The organism is Brevibacillus aydinogluensis, assembly GCF_961514395.1.
GTDB classification, from domain to species: Bacteria; Bacillota; Bacilli; order Brevibacillales; family Brevibacillaceae; genus Brevibacillus; species Brevibacillus aydinogluensis.
The window spans coordinates 3,129,455-3,145,428 of sequence record NZ_OY569118.1 but is presented as its reverse complement, the minus strand read 5'-3'; the positions used below and the strand labels follow the sequence as shown (position 1 = coordinate 3,145,428).

General features: G+C 56.6%; 13 protein-coding genes and 1 other annotated feature. Of the genes, 9 read left to right on the top strand and 4 right to left on the bottom strand.

Features of this window, described 5'->3' with window-relative positions:
• Positions 1–32: 32 nt before the first annotated feature.
• Positions 33–929, bottom strand: coding sequence for a phosphogluconate dehydrogenase (NAD(+)-dependent, decarboxylating) (gene gnd / locus Q7F15_RS15380; protein ID WP_171565798.1), 897 nt, complete (start codon positions 927–929; stop codon positions 33–35).
• Between the two features lie 210 nt (positions 930–1,139).
• Between gnd and Q7F15_RS15375 the strand changes: the two genes are divergently transcribed.
• From Q7F15_RS15375 to ltrA, 4 genes are all read left to right on the top strand, one after another.
• Complete coding sequence (locus Q7F15_RS15375; RefSeq protein ID WP_249178935.1) at positions 1,140–2,009, top strand: MurR/RpiR family transcriptional regulator; 870 nt, start codon at positions 1,140–1,142, stop codon at positions 2,007–2,009.
• Between the two features lie 159 nt (positions 2,010–2,168).
• On the top strand, positions 2,169–3,725 hold the full coding sequence (gene gntK, locus Q7F15_RS15370) for a gluconokinase (RefSeq protein WP_304414572.1): 1,557 nt from the start codon (positions 2,169–2,171) through the stop codon (positions 3,723–3,725).
• A 15-nt stretch (positions 3,726–3,740) separates the two neighbouring features.
• Positions 3,741–5,069: a GntP family permease gene (locus Q7F15_RS15365; RefSeq protein ID WP_212132302.1), complete on the top strand. Its 1,329-nt coding sequence runs from the start codon at positions 3,741–3,743 to the stop codon at positions 5,067–5,069.
• Between the two features lie 637 nt (positions 5,070–5,706).
• Positions 5,707–6,966, top strand: coding sequence for a group II intron reverse transcriptase/maturase (ltrA, locus tag Q7F15_RS15360; RefSeq protein ID WP_304414571.1), 1,260 nt, complete (start codon positions 5,707–5,709; stop codon positions 6,964–6,966).
• A gap of 90 nt (positions 6,967–7,056) precedes the next feature.
• Here ltrA and Q7F15_RS15355 read toward each other — a convergent pair whose 3' ends face one another.
• Entirely contained in the window at positions 7,057–7,941 is an 885-nt protein-coding gene (locus tag Q7F15_RS15355) for a LysR family transcriptional regulator (protein ID WP_171565794.1), read from the bottom strand.
• Between the two features lie 142 nt (positions 7,942–8,083).
• Between Q7F15_RS15355 and Q7F15_RS15350 the strand changes: the two genes are divergently transcribed.
• The 4 genes from Q7F15_RS15350 (at position 8,084) to Q7F15_RS15335 (ending at position 11,854) form a co-directional block, all read left to right on the top strand.
• A complete protein-coding gene (locus Q7F15_RS15350; protein WP_304414570.1) occupies positions 8,084–9,382 on the top strand; it encodes an NCS2 family permease in 1,299 nt (432 codons plus the stop codon).
• A 202-nt stretch (positions 9,383–9,584) separates the two neighbouring features.
• On the top strand, positions 9,585–10,073 hold the full coding sequence (locus Q7F15_RS15345; protein ID WP_304414569.1) for a ferritin-like domain-containing protein: 489 nt from the start codon (positions 9,585–9,587) through the stop codon (positions 10,071–10,073).
• A gap of 297 nt (positions 10,074–10,370) precedes the next feature.
• Positions 10,371–11,180 carry a (2Fe-2S)-binding protein gene (locus Q7F15_RS15340; RefSeq protein ID WP_304414568.1) on the top strand — a complete coding sequence of 270 codons (810 nt, stop codon included), beginning with the start codon at positions 10,371–10,373 and terminating at the stop codon, positions 11,178–11,180.
• Positions 11,181–11,344: 164 nt separating this feature from the next.
• Positions 11,345–11,854, top strand: a complete 510-nt coding sequence (locus Q7F15_RS15335) for a Gmad2 immunoglobulin-like domain-containing protein (protein WP_304414567.1) — start codon at positions 11,345–11,347, stop codon at positions 11,852–11,854.
• Positions 11,855–12,062: 208 nt separating this feature from the next.
• Here Q7F15_RS15335 and Q7F15_RS15330 read toward each other — a convergent pair whose 3' ends face one another.
• A complete protein-coding gene (locus tag Q7F15_RS15330; protein ID WP_304414566.1) occupies positions 12,063–13,754 on the bottom strand; it encodes a hypothetical protein in 1,692 nt (563 codons plus the stop codon).
• Positions 13,755–13,978: 224 nt separating this feature from the next.
• Positions 13,979–14,965 carry a tryptophan--tRNA ligase gene (gene trpS, locus Q7F15_RS15325; protein WP_304414565.1) on the bottom strand — a complete coding sequence of 329 codons (987 nt, stop codon included), beginning with the start codon at positions 14,963–14,965 and terminating at the stop codon, positions 13,979–13,981.
• A 69-nt stretch (positions 14,966–15,034) separates the two neighbouring features.
• Positions 15,035–15,312, bottom strand: a binding site (T-box leader).
• Positions 15,313–15,457: 145 nt separating this feature from the next.
• On the opposite strand from trpS, the gene Q7F15_RS15320 reads away from it, so the two are divergent.
• Positions 15,458–15,751, top strand: coding sequence for a DUF3139 domain-containing protein (locus Q7F15_RS15320; RefSeq protein ID WP_304414564.1), 294 nt, complete (start codon positions 15,458–15,460; stop codon positions 15,749–15,751).
• Positions 15,752–15,974: the final 223 nt, after the last annotated feature.

Genomic DNA, 15,974 nt, shown 5'->3' with positions numbered 1-15,974 from the left:
GCCCGAGGTGCTGCCTCGGGCCTGGCTGTTTTCTATTTCGTTTCTACGGCGTGTCCGCCAAATTCGTTTCGCAGGGCAGCCACCACTTTGCCGTGGAAGGTGTCTTCCTCCAGCGAGCGGTAGCGCATCAAAAGGGACATCGCGATCACTGGCGTTGCCACTTGCAGGTCCAGTGCCGTCTCCAGCGTCCATTTGCCTTCGCCGGAGGAGTGCATGACGCCGCGAATGCTGTCCAGCTTCGCGTCTTTGCGGAAGGCCCGCTCGGTCAGATCCATCAGCCAGCCGCGGATGACGGAGCCGTTGGCCCAGACGCGCGCCACTTCGGCGTAGTCAAACGTGTAGCCGCTCTTCTCCAGCACCTCAAAGCCTTCGCCGATCGCCTGCATCATGCCGTACTCGATGCCGTTGTGCACCATTTTCAGGAAGTGTCCGCTGCCTGCTTCCCCTGCGTACAGGTAGCCGTTTTCAACAGTGATATCCTTTACCATCGGTTCGATATGGGCAAACGCCTCCTTGTCCCCGCCGATCATCATGCAGGCGCCGTGCCGCGCCCCTTCCATGCCGCCGCTTGTGCCGACGTCGAGGAAGTGGATGTCCTTTTGCTTAAGCTTGTGATAACGCTCAACCGACTGCTTGTAGTTGGAATTTCCGCCGTCAATCACGATGTCGCCGGGGGACAGCAGGCCGGACAGTTGGTCAATCAGCTTGTCCACGATGTCTCCTGCGGGCACCATCAGCCACACGACACGCGGCGCAGACAGTTTCGCGACCGCCTCTTCGACCGAAGCGGCCGGAATCGCTCCGTGCTTGCTCAGTTCAGCGGCAGGTGCGGGGTCGACGTCATAGGCGACGACCTCATGCCCGTGCGAGAGCAAGTTCAGGGTGAGATTGTATCCCATTTTGCCTAATCCAATCATCGCTAATTGCATTGTGATCGAAACACTCCTTATCCAGGTTCTCCAGGTGTCCAGGTTGTCAAACTTGCAGAATCTAACCTAGCTGTATTATATGACAAAAATATTCGCGTTTCATCATAAATGAAGAAAATTTTTTTCAAAATGACTTCGACCCGGACATTGCCTATAATGTGAACGAGAATGTTAGTGAACCAGAAAGGCACGATTGGGAGGTGCATGTCGTTGCCTGATTCCACACCGCGTGTTTCTGAAAGCGTGCTCGCCAAACTGCGTGCCGTTTATTCGCAGCTCAGCAGCAAAGAACAGCAGGTGGCCCGCTACATCCTGGAGCATGCGAGCGACATTGTCCATTTGTCCATTACCGAGTTGTCCGAGCTGTGCGAATGCGCTGATGCGACTGTTTTTCGCCTCTGCCGGCGATTGGGCTTTCGCGGATTCCAGGCGTTCAAGATTGCGCTGGCTAGCGAAGTAACCAACCCCAAGCAGGTGATTTACCAGGAAATCAACCTGGACGATGAAGACGTGCTGTCGATTGCCGGCAACATTTTTGCCGCAAACATGGAGACGCTGCGCGATACGCTGCACATACTCAACCGCGACGTACTGTCCACTATTATTGACTGGCTGGCGGGTGCCAAACGCATTGAATTCTACGGATCTGGCGGATCGGCTGCCATCGCCCAGGACGCCTATCACAAGTTCATGCGCACCGGGATTCCCTGTATTCATCACTCCGATGCACACTACCAGGTGATGTCGGCTTCCCTCCTGCGGGAAGGGGATGTGGCGGTGGGGATTTCCCACTCCGGTTCGAACAAGGACATTTTGAAAGCGCTGCACGTGGCCAAGGACGCGGGAGCGAAAACGATCGGCATCACCAGTTACGGAAAATCGCCGTTGGTAAAACTGGCGGACTGCTGTCTGTATACAACTTCGCGGGAAACGTTGTTCCGCACGGAAGCGCTCTCCGCCCGCCTGGCCCAGCTTTTCCTGATCGACCTGTTGTACGTGGCGGTCTCGCTTCGCCGGGAAGCGCAAACGATCGAGAACATCCAGCATATACGGGAAGCCATTTCCTTAAAACGCCTTTGACCGCGGGCGTTTTTTTTATTGGAAATAATACTGGTTGCGGAGCACATCACGAGCACTTTTTGAAACAAATTTTTTTCTCATGTATTAACAAAAGAAAAAAATTTCGATATAATCACCTTGACATCTTGAAAGCGGATACACATGAAGGGTGAGACGATAATGAACGAGACGTATTTTATCGGACTGGACATCGGCACCACCAGCACAAAGGCGATTGTGTTCACACGCTCCGGTTCGATCAAGGGAACGGGGAATGTCGATTATCCCCTGCTCGTTCCGCAGCCTTCTTGGGCGGAACAGGAGCCGGACGCGATTTTTAACGCGGTCATTCACGCACTCCGCCAGGCGATTGCCCAGGCCGGGGCAAAACAGTCGGACATCGCCGGCATCGGGTTCAGCACGGCCATGCACAGCCTGATCGCCGTAGACGACAGCGGCAATCCGCTGACCAATGTCATCATCTGGGCGGACAACCGCAGTGTGGAGCAGACGGAGCGCTTGAAACAGGACGGCACCGGTCACCGGATATACCTGGCCACCGGGACGCCGATCCATCCGATGTCTCCGCTGACCAAACTGATCTGGATGAGGGAGAAGGACCCCGATACGTTCCGCAAGGCGGCCAAGTTTCTCTCGATCAAGGAGTACGTGATTTATCGGCTCTTTGGCCAATACGTGGTCGATTATTCCATCGCGTCGGCCACGGGGCTGTTCAATCTGAAGCGGCTTGACTGGGACGAGGAGGCGCTGCATGTCGCCGGCATCTCTGCGCAGCAGTTGAGCGAGCCTGTTCCGACCACACACGTGCTGCGCGGCCTGGACAAGCGCTACGCGGACGAAATCGGCATCGATCCCGATACGCCGTTTGTGGTAGGGGCAAGTGACGGGGTGCTGGCCAACCTGGGCGTCGGCGCGATCGAGCCGGGTCAGGTGGCGATCACCATCGGCACGAGCGGCGCTGTGCGGACCGTTGTGCCGGAGCCGATTACAGATCAGAAGGGACGAACGTTTTGTTACGTCTTGACGGACAAGCACTGGGTAATCGGCGGTCCGACCAACAACGGGGGATTGATGCTGCGCTGGTTCCGCGATGAGTTTAGCTGGCCCGAAGTGGAAAAGGCCAAGGAATTGGGCGTCGATCCGTACGACGTGATGATTCAGGCGGCCAAGGACGTACCGGCCGGAGCGGAAGGCCTGCTGTTCCTGCCGTTTTTGTCCGGGGAGCGAGCGCCCTGGTGGAATCCGCAGGCGCGCGGGTCGTTTTTCGGCATCGGCCTGCACCACAAGCGGCAGCACTTTATCCGCGCCGTGCTGGAAGGGATTTTGTTCAGCGTGTACAGCGTGGGGATTGCCCTTCGCGACTTGGCCGGAGGTGCGCGGGAGATTCGCGCGTCCGGCGGCTTTGCCCGCTCCAAGGAGTGGCGGCAAATCATGGCGGACATGTTTGGGTATGAGGTATTGATTCCGGGAACCCACGAAAGTTCCAGTCTGGGGGCGGCCGTGCTGGCGATGCATGCTGTCGGTGCCATCCGCGACCTGTCCGAGGTAAACGATCTGCTGCGCATTGTTCACCGCCACGAGCCGGATCTGGAGCGCTCCGGCACCTATCTGGAGTTGTTTTACATTTACGAGCGGGTTTATCTCAACCTGCTTGAGGAATACAAGCTCATCGCCGACTTTCAACAACGGTCGAGAGCATCGCTTAACACTCGATAAAAAGGAGGGGTCATGATGCCGTTGGTCATCACCTTGCTGGCTATTCTCATCCTGCTTATTCTGATCACTCGATTCAAGGTAAACCCGTTCATTACCCTGTTGATCGTTTCCGGCTTTGTCGGGATCGCTTCGGGGATGCCGCTCGACAAAATCGTCGATTCCATCAAGGAAGGGATGGGCGGCACGCTTGGATTTATCGCTATCGTACTCGCACTGGGAACCATGCTGGGGAAAATGATGGCGGAGTCCGGCGGTGCAGAGCGGATCGCCCGTACGCTGATCAACCTGTTTGGCGAAAAGAACGTCCACTGGGCGATGATGTTCGTGGCGTTCATCGTTGGGATTCCTGTTTTCTTCCAGGTAGGCTTTGTGCTGCTGATTCCGCTTGTCTTCACCATCGCCCGTCAAACGGGCATGTCCCTGCTGAAGATTGGCATCCCGCTGATTGCCGGGCTGTCCATCGTGCACGGGATTGTTCCGCCCCATCCGGCGGCGATGGCGGCCGTCGATATTTTTCAAGCGGACGTGGGCAAAACGATTGTGTACTCCATTCTGGTTGGCCTCCCGTCGGCGATCGTCGCCGGGCCTCTCTACGGAAGCTGGATCAGCAAACGGATCAAGACCAGCATCTCCTCGGAGCTGGCGGCACAGTTGGCGGAACCGAAGCAGGACCGCGAACTTCCCGGGTTTGGCATTACCGTTTTTACGATTTTGCTTCCGGTCATCCTGATGCTGGGGGCGACCATCGCAGACGTTACGCTGCCGAAGGAACACGCGGTGCGCGTGTGGGCTGACTTCATCGGCAACCCGATCACGTCCCTGCTGATTGCAACCGTGATCTCGTTCTGGACGCTGGGCTTTGCCCGCGGATTTAACAAGGATGACATACTGAAGTTCACCAACGACTGCCTGGCACCGACGGCCACCATTCTGCTGGTGATCGGGGCAGGCGGCGCGTTCAACAAAGTGCTGCTCAACAGCGGAGTGGGCGATTACATTGCCGATCTGGCCACGGCGTCGGCCATCTCCCCGATCTTCCTCGGATGGCTGATCGCGGCGCTGATCCGCGTTGCCACCGGTTCGGCGACGGTGTCCATGATGACCGCTGCGGGCATTGTCGCCCCGATTGCGCAGCAAATGCCCGGAGTCAGTCCGGAGCTGCTGGTGCTGGCCACCGGCGCGGGATCGCTCATCCTGTCTCACGTAAACGATTCCGGTTTCTGGCTGATCAAGGAATACTTCAACATGAGCGTTCAGGATACGTTGAAGTCCTGGACAGTCATGGAAACCATCCTGTCTGTCACGGCCATCATCCTTATTATGGGCTTGTCCCTGATTATCTGAGATATCAGGCGGTGCTATTCTGGAAACAGGAAGCACCGTGCGCCATCCCCCACTGCGCGTGGGGGATGTTTTTTTTGGTGCGCCCGGCATGGGCGGTAGCTATAGGGTGAAAGTCCCGAACGGGGGTTGGCTGTACCAACCGTTAGCTTAAGGCAAGGGTGTCCGCCGTGAGGCGGAATCTGAAGGAAGCCGGCGGCAAAGTCCTGACCTGAGGTACACGAACCCAATTTGAGGCTGTTGTACTCGGGCGAGCCTGCCGAACAAGGTGAAGCCCCATACAGCCAAGGAGTGCAGCAGTAAATTGGGCAGGTACATGGGACGAAAGTTACCGTCCTTACCCGGGGAGGTCTGCATGATACGCCTACTACCGTTGGCAACCGTCTCCGCGAGGGGGCGCTGAACATGCAGAAGTCAGCAGAGGCCATAGTACTCCGATAGAGGACGCTCGAAGGAGGAAGGGCCGAACATCAAGTCAACACATGTTCTAATCCCTTTCGATACGGTGCGTCGAAGCAGAATTCCGAAATGGAACTTCCTCTGAATAGTAGGGGTGAAGCCCCGAGGGTACAGAGAAGGGCTGAGCATCGTACGGCAAGCTTAGCAACATGTGTGCGAAGAGAGGAGTATCGTCAGGGGCATGCTGGAGAAAGTGCTGTCACGGGACAACCTCATGGCCGCTCTCAAACGAGTGGAGGCCAACAGAGGTGCTGCGGGAATCGACGGTGTTTCAACCGAACAACTGCGCGACTACCTTCGTCAGCACTGGGCGACCATCCGGTCGCAAATCGAGAAGGGAACCTACAAGCCGTCTCCTGTCCGCAGGGTCGAAATCCCGAAACCTGACGGGGGAATACGATTGCTAGGCATCCCTACCGTGGTAGATCGCTTCATCCAGCAGGCCATCCTGCAGGTATTGACTCCCATATTCGACCCAGAGTTCTCCGACTCCAGCTTCGGGTTCCGTCCAGGCCGCCGTGCTCACAGTGCTGTGCGGAAAGCACAACAGTACATCAACGAAGGATTCCGGTATGTGGTCGACATCGACTTGGAGAAGTTCTTCGACCGGGTCAACCATGATATCCTAATGAGCCGGGTTGCCCGCAAGGTGAAGGACAAGCGCCTTCTTAAACTAATTCGCGCTTATCTGCAATCCGGAGTCATGGTCAACGGAGTGTGTGTCACGACGGAAGAGGGCACGCCGCAAGGTGGCCCCTTAAGTCCGCTGTTGGCCAACATTCTGCTAGACGACCTGGACAAGGAGTTGGAGAAAAGGGGACACCGTTTCTGCCGCTATGCGGACGACTGCAACATCTACGTCCGCTCCAAACGTGCGGGTGAACGTGTAAAGGCAAGTGTGGAGCGATACTTGACCAGGGTTCTCAAACTCAAGGTAAATCAACAGAAAAGTGCGGTGGACCGCCCGTGCAACCGGAAGTTCCTCGGCTTTAGCTTTATTCCGGGAAAGGAAGCGCGGATACGTCTGCATCCCAAATCGATCACCCGGTTAAAAGGACGAATTCGCCAATTAACCAACCCACATCGAAGCATGACCATGCAGGAGAGGATTCAAAAACTCAACCAATACCTCATGGGATGGATCGGGTATTTTGCGCTGGCCGAGGCGAAAACCCATCTTCTGCGAATAGAGGAATGGATTCGCCGAAGGCTCCGGCTCTGTCTATGGACGCAGTGGAAACGAGTTCGTACGAGGTACCGCGAACTTCGTTCGCTTGGATTTTCTCACAACAGAGCACTGGAAATCGCAAACACCCGAAAGGGGGCGTGGCGGACAACAAAATCCCCGCACATGCACAAACCCCTTGGTATTGCCTACTGGCAACAACAAGGGCTGATGAGTTTGATACAGCGATATTTCACACTTCGTCAAGCTTGGTGAACCGCCGTATACCGGTCGGTACGTACGGTGGTGTGAGAGGACGGGGGTTAACCACCCCCTCCTACTCGATTGGTCTGTGCATGACGCGGCCTACACGTCGGCTGTGGGGGCAAACATCCGGATGAATCGGCGGGCTGCCTTGGACAGATGGCGGCCGGTCTGCCAGACGACGGCAGCGGAGGAGGAAATGGAGGTGCCGGTAATCTCCAGACAGTCAAGCGTATCGCTGGCCTGGGTCTCCCAGGCGGAGCGGGGCACGATCGACGCTGCCACTCCGGCTCTCACCATGCTGACGATCAGCGAGATGTCAGGACATTCACAGATGACGTGTGGATTTACGCCCAGTCGGGAAAACTCCCGGACCAGCATCTCGTAGATACCCAGCCCCGGCGCGCTGGGCATGATCAGCGGATGATCGGCGATGTCCCGCATGTGGATCCGGCCGGTGCCGGCCAGCGGGGAGGAGTCGGGAACGATCAGCACGAACGGCTCCTCGTCCAGCGGGATGGTGGTGCAGCCGGACAGCGAATGAGGCAGGCGGACGATGGCGACTTCGATCGTCCGCCGCTCCAGCCACTGGCTCAGCAACTGCGTATCTCCTTTCCACACCTTGTAGATGATCAGCGGATACTGCTGCTGAAACCGGCGGATTTGTTCCGGCAGCCCGTAGGAGGAGAGAGCGCTTACGCCGATTGACAGCGTGCCGCGGATGCCGGCCCCGGTTTCCTGTACCTCTGCGATCGCTTCCTCCATCTGGTGCACGATGTTGAGCGCCTGCCGGTAGAGTGTGACGCCCGCCTCCGTCAGCTCGATTCGTTTTCCCACACGTTCCACCAGCGCGACGCCCAGTTCTTCTTCCATTTGCTTCAACTGCTGGCTGAGGGGCGGCTGGGCCATGCGCAATCGCTTGGCGGCCCCGGTAATCTGCCCTTCTTCGGCAATGGCGATAAAATAGCGCAACTGACGAATGTCCACCGCGCAAGCCTCCGTTTCTTCCATATTGTTTTCATATGGATATGAGATTGAATCAATATTTTTCATATCATACGAGCTATGATAGCATATGTCTCGGCAACAAAACATGAGAAGCAAGCGAAAAAAAGAAGGGACATGTAAAATGCGTACATGGTTGGATCACATCTTTCGTTTGCGTGCTTTTGACACGACCGTTCAACGGGAAATCACGGCCGGATGCATCGGCTTTGTCACAATCGTCTATATCGTCGCCGTCAACGCTTCGATCTTGCAGGACGCCGGGATTCCTCTGGAAGCCGGTATCCTGGCGACGGTGCTGACTGCGTTTGCCGGTTCGCTGCTGATGGCGTTCTGGGCCAACGCACCGATGATTCTGGTGCCGGGAATGGGCATCAACGCGCTGTTTACCTATACGCTGTGCCAGACGATGGGACTGCCCTGGCAGCAGGCGCTGGCCGCCGTCTTCCTCGCCGGGCTGCTGTTTTCCATCATCGCTTTCACACGGGCGGCGACTCTGCTGTCGGAGGCGATCCCCGTCTCTCTCAAAGAGGCGATCACGGTGGGGATCGGCTTGTTTCTCACCTTTATCGGGCTGCAGAAAGGGGGCTTGATCGTCACCAATCCCTCCACGTTTGTCGCCTTGGGCAATTTGGCCAGCCCGCAGGTGATCGTCACGCTGGCGACACTTGTCCTGACGCTGATTTTGTTCATCCGAAACGTGCCGGGAAACTTTCTGATCGGGATTGCTGCCGGGACGGTGATGGGGATGCTGGCGGGGTTGGTACAGCCGGAAACAGGCGGACTGGCCTCCTTGTCGCTGCACGAATACGGCCGGGTGTTCGCCGGCTTGTCCTTCTCCGGGGTGTGGACGCTGACGTTCTGGGCCGCTGTGTTTTCGATGGCGATGGTGATCGTCTTTGAAAATATCGGCCTGCTGCACGGCCATACCGGCATGCTGGGCCAGCCGCAGAAGTTTCAACGCTCCCTGCAGGCGACTGCCGTGTCCACCGCCCTGAGCGGCGTGCTGGGCACCAGCCCCACGGTGGCTTCGGTGGAATCGGCCGCCAGTATTGCCGCCGGAGGGAGAACCGGCCTTACCTCGCTGGTCACCGGCGTGCTCTTCCTGCTGACGCTGGTGTTCCTGCCGCTGGTCAAGCTGATTCCCGACAGCGCGATCGCGCCGGTGTTGATCATCATCGGCGGGCTGATGCTGCAACACGTGCAGAACATCAACCTGCGTGATTTCACGGAAGGTTTTCCATCCTTCCTGATCATCGCCCTGATTCCGCTGTCCTACAGCATCGTGGACGGGATCGCCTTTGGCTTCGTCGCCTATCCGCTGCTGAAGCTCGCCCTTGGCAAACGCCGGGAGGTGCCGGCGCTGCTCTACGTGATCGCCGGGCTGTTCCTGCTGAACATGGTGCTGCCCTTTGTAGCGTAGTGCAATCCGCCAGCCGCGGCGAATCGTGTGACAGGCCGATCCGCACGTCTCTTTTCGTCGACAGCCGTCTTGCGCCAGCTGTGCGCGGGGCGGCTGTTCGTCGTGACAACCTGCTTTTGCCGTGTTCGGCAATTTCCATGCTCCTCTTGCCAGGCGGGCGCATATCCTGTAGGTGAATCACGACAAAGGAGACCAGATCGAGATGAGCGGATACTGGTATGGACCTTTTCAGTACACTTCTTACTTGCCCGTGCGGCTCGCCGCGCTGGAGGGGTACGATGAGCGGATGAAGGTCGTCCTCCGGATGTTGCAGGAAGGCATTGCGGGAGAGCGGCGGGATGAACTGTTATACGACTTTCTGATCGAGCAAGCACCGACCGAGCAGGAAAAACAGGTGATTGCCGGCATCCGCGAAGACGAGCGGAGACACCGCCGGCTGTTTCTCCAGATCTACGGCCAGTTGACCGGACAGCGTCCTGCGGCACACTATGAGATCGAGGCGCTGCAGCCTCCGGTGAGCTATCTGGACGGGATTGAGCAGGCCCTGTTTGACGAATTGAAAACGTTCGAACGTTACCGCACGATCTATAAATACATGCTGCTGCAGTATCGGGATACCGTGTTTGAAATCATGACCGATGAGCTGAAGCATGCCAGCTATTACAACTGGCTGTACGCCAGAAACAGGTGACACAGCCGATGGCCGCCTCTGTTGGTTGGGAGCGGCTGACAATCCATACTGATGCGAAATAGCAAGCAAAACCGCCCGAAAACGGAGCGGTTTTTTTGCTTCCGGTGATGGCACGACGTACCCGCCGCACAGCAAGACCGGTTTTTCCGAATAGCATCGGTCAAAGTGCGTCTGCCCATCGTGCATATTCGACTGTTGTAGGGCCCAGCAGCATGTAGTACAATACCCATGAATATGATAACAATTATCACTATCAATTATTGAGCTGAAAATATGCCTGAACCGGAGATGATGAGCATGCAGCAAAGTGACTGTGACAAACTGGAACGGCACTTTTTTGTCAGCAGACGCGAGATGGACAATGCTGTCTGGTCCGGCCCCGCGTCCGAACTGTTGGAAACAGCACAAATGTCCAGCCTGATCAGTGTGTACGCCCGACTGCTCAAAGCAGCGGATCTGGCTCCTGCCGCCACCTTTTTTAGCGGGTGGCTGAGCGGACCGGCCCTGGCCGTCCAGTACGCGATGTCCGTCTGGAACAAGACGTTTGACCTGTCGCTGAACAACCTCAGCGTGCAGTTGTACAACCAGGACGGCTATTACCGGTTCTCGTTCATGCTCAACCGCTGGGCGGAGCAGGACGGGCCGGCCGATGAGGCAGCGAGAACAGAGTGGCGCAGCAGTGTGCTTCAAGATGTGTATGGAAACACGCTCAGACCGCTTTTGGAGGCCGTTGCTGCTGCATCCGGGGTGAATGTCGGCCAATTATGGGGACAGCTTCCGGCCCGATATCATTACGAACGGAACGAATGGCTCAAGGCGGCGGAGCATGAGCTGTTGCGCCGCCGGATCGCTGACGACTTCCGTTTTTTGACCGAGCAGCTTGACCCGCATGTGTTCGGCCAAGCGAAAAATCCGTTGGGGGTGAAGCTGCGGCTGATCGAAGACCTGTACGATTCCGAGCGGCACGTCAGCATAAGAAGCGCCTGCTGTCTCTACTACCGCACGGAGGGTGGCCGTTACTGCTACACCTGTCCGCGTCTGAAAGAAGCAAAGCGGGCGGAGATGAGAGCCAGCATGAGAGCGGAGGCGGCTCAGACGAAGGCCTAACGCCATTGACAGACGGCTGTCATCCGCGAAAGAGCTGCCACTGCATCGGCCGTCTTTTCCTTGCTGGTGCAATATGGGTATTTTTTCCTGAAACGATGCGCTGCGGACGCCGTCTAACCTTATAAAGAAAATGAAAACAGCCCACCATGAATCGAGGGGATACCATGCGCGCGTTGCTTGTGCTCTGCCTGCTGGTCGGGCTGCTCCTTGGCTGCACGGCGTCGAAAGAGAAGCCGAACGACCAGGCCCAACCCGTCAAGGAGCCCATTACGGCACCATCGGATCAACCGCCCGCCACGGCTCCGTCAGACCAGCCAAACGATGCCGTTCCTGCACAGCCGGATGACGGACTAACGCAAGATGACGGACAAACACAATACGAAAATGACCGGTTTCAAGGCGTAACGGTGAAAACGACAAACGAACATACGTATGAAGTAAAAGGAAAAGCGCGTGTATTTGAGGGCGTCGTTCACTACGTCGTCGAGGACGGTCACAATGAACTGGCGGCGGGGGTGACTCAGGCGTCCGCCGGGGCGCCGGAGTGGGGAGAGTTTCACTTTACGCTTTCCGTGAAGAAGGAGAATCCCAATACGTCGCTCACGCTGATTTTGTTTGAAGAAAGTGCAAAAGACGGCAGCAGAGTGATGGAACTTCCCATTCCATTGCCCTGATGTCTATGTGGCAGATGACACGTGCGCACCGCACGGGTCTCAGTGTGCAGACCAAGTGGCCGGTTTCGAGGAGAACACGTTTCCGTCATCCTCGTGTCAGCAGGTCGATGCAAAGCCCGGTTCACAGCGATACGGGCCTTTCGGATGCCAGAAACGTCACCCCCACCGGGAAGCTCCGATGGGGGTGGCTGTGTTAGCGGACAGCCGCTTAGTCCTTGGCTGTCTTCCAGTATTCGTATGCGTGGACGGCATTCCCCTTGTACGACGGGTGCTCTGCCAAGAGATTGGGCAGTTTTTCGAGCTGACGCATCATTTCCGCTTTCCCTTCCTCGTGGAACGTGATGTGTTCTCCTTCTCCGCTTTCCTTCATTTCCACGGCGATGATCAGCTTCTTGTTCAACTCGTCGGCAAATCTCAATTCATCCTTGGACACGGCGGCGATGCCACCCGGTCCTTCGGCGTAGTCGCGAAAAGCCATCAGCGTCACATGGTCCAGCCGGGCGATTACCCATTTGCTGAAAGGGGTTCCGGGGTCGTCCGGGACGTCAAACTGATCCAGCCAGACGGCCAGGTCGCAGCTTGTCTCCAGGTTGGAATCCCGTTTCGTCTCTTCCACGAACGCGTCGAGATTGCTCATCCACTGCCGCAGCACCTCGTCTCTGTCCTCCCGCCAGACGGGCATGACGTAGGGCTCAATGTCCAGATGGATGCCGCGGAACTTCTGATTGGGAGCGACATTTTGATTGTAGCCTTTCACGTAGCGGACCAACTTCAGCATCCGCTCCCGGTACTGCTCCAGGGCCCAGATCGGGTGTCCGCCCATCGCGTGCACCTCGATTCCGGCTTCCGTTGCCTTTTCCACAAAATCGGCGTACGCCTCATAGGGCTGCTCCAGGTCCAGCCGCACGTACAGCAGATTGATTCCCTTCTCTTTGGAAAAGGCGAGAATCTCGTCCCCTTCGGTAATCGCGTGCTCGGCGTGCCATATGTACGTGCCGAGCAGCGGCTTCGTCGTCGAGTCCGTATGCTTGATCATGTTTCGCCAGTAGCGGTAATCGTGAACCGCGACGCCGATGAAAGACGAATGTCTGCCCAGCCGCGATGTCACTTCGGCGAGCTGAGCGTCCATCTCTTCCGCGCCCACCCCAAAAAACGTCGTGTGCGGCTCGTGCGGCATCTCTTTTGTGTTGACGGCGATGATCACCTGTTTGCCGAGGGCGTCCGCCGCCTCCATCTCGTTCTTGACGATCGCTTCGATGCCATTGGAGCCGTCCACCTTGTTGCGGTACGCCATCAGGGTGACGTGGTCAAATATGTCGATCATCCATGTGCTGAACGGCATATCGGCTGTTCCCGGCACCGGAAATTGATCGAACCAGGCGGCCATGTCGGTGCCCACTTCCAGACCGTCCTCCTCTCGGGCTGCGGTCACAAACGCTTCGATGTTTTCCATCCATTGTTTCAGTACGGCGGGTTGATCGTCGTACCACTCGTCAAGCAGGTACGGCTCGATGTCCAGGTGCACCCCCCGGATGCGTTCCACCTGGTCCACTGTGCGGTTGTATCGTTTTACCCAGTCCACGAGGCCGAGCATTCGCTCCCGGTCGACAGTAAGCGCCCAGCGCGGATGTCCGCCCAAGGCGTGCACGTCGATACCGGCCAACTGAGCCTCCCGGATGAACGGACGGTAGTAGTCAAAGGGCTTGTCCCTGTCGATGCGCAGATAGATCAGATTGATCCCTTGGTTTTTGGCAAAATCAAGAATTTTTTGGCGTTGGGTGTCGATCAGCTCTGCCTGCCAGATCCAGGTTGCTTTTTTCTCCTTGTCGGGCGACGAAAAGCCGACCAGAAAACCGGCAGCCAGACAGAGTAACAGGTAGAGAAAACGAGCTGGTTGCATGGCAAGATCCTCCGTTGAGTAGTTGGTGCGTACAGGCCACTTGTCAAGCGAAAGAACTGCTATCGCTCGGGGGGGATTTACACTTTTCCCATCTTATTACAAGGGAAAAAGCAGCTACAAGTGAACATTAGCCTACTTTCGGGTATGAAAAAACGAACATAAAAAAACAGGCTGTCCCGAAAGACAGCCTTTTGGCAGGGGAGTGTTCCCCGCATCCAATTTGTTTACAACCGGGCCATGCCCATGGCCTTTTCCACTTTGTGCAGCATCTGGTTGGCAACGCGGTTCGCCTTCTCGGCGCCGGCAGTGAGAATGGCGTCCAGTTCCGGCGAGTCGATCAGCTGGTGGTAGCGATCCTGGATCGGTCTCAGCGTCTCGATGACCACCTCGGCCAGATCGGTTTTAAAGACGCCGTAGCCTTTGCCGGCGTACATCTCTTCCAGCTCCTCCAGAGATTTGCCGGAGCAGAGCGAGTAGATGGTCAGCAAGTTGGAGATGGCCGGCTTGTTCTGCTTGTCGTAGCGGACGGCGTTGTCGGAATCAGTCTGCGCCCGCTTGATTTTTTTCGCGATTGTGTCCGGCTCGTCAAGCATGGAGATGTACGCGCCCTGGTTGGGATCGGATTTGCTCATTTTCTTGGTCCCGTCCTGCAGCGACATGATTCGCGCGCCCACTTCCGCCACGCGGATTTCCGGGATGGTGAAGATCTCGCCGTAGCGTTTGTTGAAGCGGATGGCCAGGTCACGGGTCAGTTCCAGGTGTTGTTTCTGGTCCTCACCGACTGGGACGTAATGCGTGCCGTACAGGAGAATGTCGGCCGCCATCAGCGGCGGATAGGCCAGGAGGCCCGCCGGGATGGACTCGCCGCGCCCTTGGGATTTGTCCTTGTATTGGGTCATTCGCTCCAGTTCGCCCACGTAGGAGGTGCAGAGCATGATCCAGCCGAGCTTGGCGTGGGCCGGTACCTCCGATTGGATAAACAGGGTCACTTTCTCAGGGTCCAGGCCGACAGCCAGGTAGAGGGCGGCCAGGCGGCGAATGTTTTCGCGGAGCGCGGCCGGGTCCTGCGGAACGGTGATGGCGTGCTGGTCGACGATACAGAAGTAGCAGTTGAATTCATCCTGCAGCGGGACGAAGTGCTTCATCGCGCCCAGGTAGTTGCCCAGGGTGAGGATGCCGCTGGGCTGGATGCCGGAAAAGATGGTTTTCATTATTGGATTCGCTCCTTTCCAAATGTGACGATGAAGTTGAAGATCAATAAAAAAGGTCCATCCGCCCATAACAGGGACGGATGAACCGCGGTGCCACCCTTCTTATTTCAATCCACGACCGTGCCATATATGTGTGTGCGTGCTCGTGGTTGAAATCGCTTTGTTCCGTACCAGTGATACGGTGTCCGTTGTAACGTGCGGACGTTCACGCCGAAGCCTACTGCCGCCGGGCGGGTTCGGTCCGGAGCTCGGAAGCCCATTCAACATCCAGTTGACGCTGATTCGCACCAGCCATCAGCTCTCTTCAGTCTCCTGTGATGCCTACTCTTCTTCCTCATCGCCATGTACTTCCTCTTTGAGCTAACATTTTACCGATTGCCCGGCAAAAAATCAAGGGAGATCCCTTTTGGATCGACGAAAAGGGCGGTTGGGTTGGTTCGGTTCGGTTGGCCGGGAATTGCTCTTGGGGGCTGACGAAATGAACAAAAAACGGTGATTTTCGCATTGCTCGGCCTGTTCCTCTTGTCTTCTCCATTTATATATGTAAAAGGAACGTTGGTAAGTTTGGAGAAAAAGGTACGCCACTATCTCATTACCGAGAAAAATATCGATGAGAAGCTGATCGTTCGCATCGATGGCGTATTCGGGAAGCTTCCGGTCTTCGGTGCAGGGGTGGTTTTTGCAGATGAACCTGATGTAAGATACTATTACACGGAAAGAAACGGGAAAATAATCCCTTTACAGCCATCGTTTAAACACAGAGGATATAAATACAAACACAAATAAGTCCCCAGGCGCTGGCTGGTACTATCCCATCTTCGCTCAATGGTTCTAGACGGCCTCGCCCTGACACCACGACTGCATGCAGCTGTATACCAGCAAAGAGGAATGCGGATACGGCGCCAACGCGCTGTACCGAACCGTACTGTCACCGAGTGAATTGACATAATTATTGAAAAATACGGAATGTGAGCTCCCTTGACCAGCGCAAGCCGTCTGCAAGGGGGGC

Coding starts and splice junctions, on each gene's coding strand:
- gnd (WP_171565798.1), bottom strand. CDS start 929: ATGCAATTAGCGATGATTGGATTAGGCAAAATGGGATACAATCTCACC.
- gntK (WP_304414572.1), top strand. CDS start 2,169: ATGAACGAGACGTATTTTATCGGACTGGACATCGGCACCACCAGCACA.
- Q7F15_RS15365 (WP_212132302.1), top strand. CDS start 3,741: ATGCCGTTGGTCATCACCTTGCTGGCTATTCTCATCCTGCTTATTCTG.
- ltrA (WP_304414571.1), top strand. CDS start 5,707: ATGCTGGAGAAAGTGCTGTCACGGGACAACCTCATGGCCGCTCTCAAA.
- Q7F15_RS15350 (WP_304414570.1), top strand. CDS start 8,084: ATGCGTACATGGTTGGATCACATCTTTCGTTTGCGTGCTTTTGACACG.
- Q7F15_RS15345 (WP_304414569.1), top strand. CDS start 9,585: ATGAGCGGATACTGGTATGGACCTTTTCAGTACACTTCTTACTTGCCC.
- Q7F15_RS15340 (WP_304414568.1), top strand. CDS start 10,371: ATGCAGCAAAGTGACTGTGACAAACTGGAACGGCACTTTTTTGTCAGC.
- Q7F15_RS15335 (WP_304414567.1), top strand. CDS start 11,345: ATGCGCGCGTTGCTTGTGCTCTGCCTGCTGGTCGGGCTGCTCCTTGGC.
- Q7F15_RS15330 (WP_304414566.1), bottom strand. CDS start 13,754: ATGCAACCAGCTCGTTTTCTCTACCTGTTACTCTGTCTGGCTGCCGGT.
- trpS (WP_304414565.1), bottom strand. CDS start 14,965: ATGAAAACCATCTTTTCCGGCATCCAGCCCAGCGGCATCCTCACCCTG.